A 1,551-nucleotide genomic window follows, 5' to 3' on the forward strand; every position below is an offset into this window, starting at 1 on the left:
GCCCGATGACGTCCTCGATGTAGGCGGGCACGCCGGTGCCGACCGCGCCGCGGTAGTCCAGGCCGGTGCCGCCGAATTCGGTGGCGTAGCGAGCGGTGAACACCGCGGCGCCGGCGCCCTGGGACTGGCCGACCACGGCCCACTTGTTCGACAGGGACGCGTACTGCTCGGTCGCGGCCTTGACCCCGTCGACCACGTTGTGCGCTTCGGTGATGCCGTTCAGATAGGGATGTTCGCCGGGTCCGCCCAGGCCCGCGTAGTCGGCGGCCACGATCGCGTAGCCCTGTTTCAACCAGGTGCCGAGGTAGGCCCGGTCCCGCTCGACCGCGGCAGGCCCGGCCACGCTGTAGGCGCAGTCGTCGCCGAGTCCGACGGTGCCGTGTGCCCACGCGATCACCGGCCAGCCGCCCTGCGGCGCTTCGCCCGCGGGGAAGTACACGGCCGCGCTGGTGGTGGTCGGCTGGTCGCCTGCGGTGGTCGAGCGGTAGAGCAGGCGCTCGGCGCGGGCCGATCCGGGCAGGGTGGCCGCGGGGGACAGTGACTCGACGCCGACGACGGTGCCTGCCGCCTCGGTCGGTTGCGCGCTCGCCACCGGCGCCGGGCTCAGCGCCGCCGCCAACACGGTCAGCGTTGCCGCCGCGATCCTCGGAATCCTCATGGGCCCACTCTTTCGCTTCGGCGGATGAGTGTCCACTTCCGGGGGGCGATGGGATCGATACCCGCGTCGTGACCGAATCGAGTGACGACACGCACATCATTCGTGTCCGGCGTGGTGTGTGAAACGACTCACAGACTGCCAGGCTCGGGAGTGTCGGCGCGTGCCCACCTGATGATCGCTAACAGTACGAGCGTTATGCTAAAACTCCAGGTCAGCGCTACTCGCTGGTAGGCGGAGTCCTTGCAATCAGCCCGCTAATTTCGCAAAGTTAGCAAACACGTCGGCAAAACTAGCTGAGATTCACACAACCAACAGGTAGACGGCTATTTCTGGGTGTGCCATTGTTTGGAAGTACACCCCTTGGGCCCTAGTAAGTCCTAGCAAGCCTGCAAATTGCTCCAGCAGTACGAGATGTGCAACCGAAAGCGTTCAGCCACCGGTTGATTCGCACGCCGACTGCGTGGAGCACCGACCACACGAGGAAGTGGAGTCAAGAGATGTCTCTCCCCGGCACCCCGAAGACCGCAGCGGAAATCCAGCAGGATTGGGACACCAACCCGCGTTGGAAGGGCCTGACCCGCACCTACTCCGCCGAGCAGGTTTCCAAGCTGCAGGGCAACGTCGTCGAGGAGCACACCCTCGCCCGTCGCGGTTCGGAGATCCTGTGGGACCTCGTGAACAACGAGGACTACATCAACTCGCTGGGCGCCCTCACCGGCAACCAGGCCGTGCAGCAGGTTCGCGCCGGCCTGAAGGCCATCTACCTCGGCGGTGCACGGACGGTCCGCCTCCACCCACACGGTGGCGGAGTCGGTGTCGGCGTACCGCAGTACCGGTCCCAGGCGCAGCCCGGCCACGATGGCTCCCTTCGTCAGCTCGCCAGGGTACGGAAC

At 66.5% G+C, this 1,551-nt stretch carries 1 protein-coding gene and 1 pseudogene; one reads left to right on the forward strand and one right to left on the reverse strand.

The window, feature by feature from the left end:
• Window positions 1-658: alpha/beta hydrolase family protein (locus ACFWF3_RS35495; RefSeq protein ID WP_379318507.1), on the reverse strand; the 658-nt coding region annotated here is incomplete at its 3' end.
• A 497-nt stretch (window positions 659-1,155) separates the two neighbouring features.
• Here ACFWF3_RS35495 and ACFWF3_RS35500 point away from each other — a divergent pair.
• Window positions 1,156-1,551, forward strand: a pseudogene (locus ACFWF3_RS35500) (hypothetical protein); the annotation flags it as partial.

Source organism: Nocardia sp. NPDC060220, from assembly GCF_042727815.1.
Classification (GTDB): Bacteria; Actinomycetota; Actinomycetes; order Mycobacteriales; family Mycobacteriaceae; genus Nocardia.